The organism is Sphingobacterium olei (genome assembly GCF_005048855.1).
In the GTDB taxonomy this organism is placed as follows: Bacteria; Bacteroidota; Bacteroidia; order Sphingobacteriales; family Sphingobacteriaceae; genus Sphingobacterium; species Sphingobacterium olei.
Genome location: NZ_SUME01000026.1, coordinates 1 through 752 on the forward strand (window position 1 = coordinate 1; position 752 = coordinate 752).

Annotated in this window: 1 protein-coding gene; it reads left to right on the forward strand. The window is 53.3% G+C overall.

The features are described 5' to 3' along the window. Positions 1–752: DUF7507 domain-containing protein (locus FAZ15_RS22385; RefSeq protein ID WP_202912477.1), on the forward strand; the 752-nt coding region annotated here is incomplete at both ends.

The following is a 752-nucleotide window of genomic DNA, read 5'->3' on the forward strand; positions in this document are numbered from 1 at the left end:
GGCGCACTGACCGTTATCAAAACAACGGACAGAACACAGACATACAATGCAGTTGGCGATGTGATCGAATACACGATCACGGTAACCAACAGTGGCAACGTGACGCTGACAGACATCAATGTATCGGATGCAAACGCAGATAATACAGCTGTCGGCAATATCCCGAGCCTTGCTGTTGGTGCGAGCCAGAACTTTACGGCACTGCATACGGTGACACAGGCCGACCTAGATGCGGGTGCGGTATACAATGTCGCGGTGGCGAAAGGAAAAGATCCGAAGGACCGCGATGTGGAGGGCAGCTCAACGGACAACAACCCGCTTGACCCTACCGATCCGGATAACCCGCCGGTAGATCCTACGTGTCCTGAATGTACGATCGTTGAGATCGACCAGGAGGGCGCACTGACCGTTATCAAAACAACGGACAGAACACAGACATACAATGCAGTTGGCGATGTGATCGAATACACGATCACGGTAACCAACAGTGGCAACGTGACGCTGACAGACATCAATGTATCGGATGCAAACGCAGATAATATAGCTGTCGGCAATATCCCTAGCCTTGCTGTTGGTGCGAGCCAGAACTTTACGGCACAGCATACGGTGACACAGGCCGACCTAGATGCCGGAGCGGTATACAATGTCGCGGTGGCGAAAGGAAAAGATCCGAAGGACCGCGATGTGGAGGGCAGCTCAACGGATAACAACCCGCTTGACCCTACCGATCCGGATAACCCGCCGGTAGATCC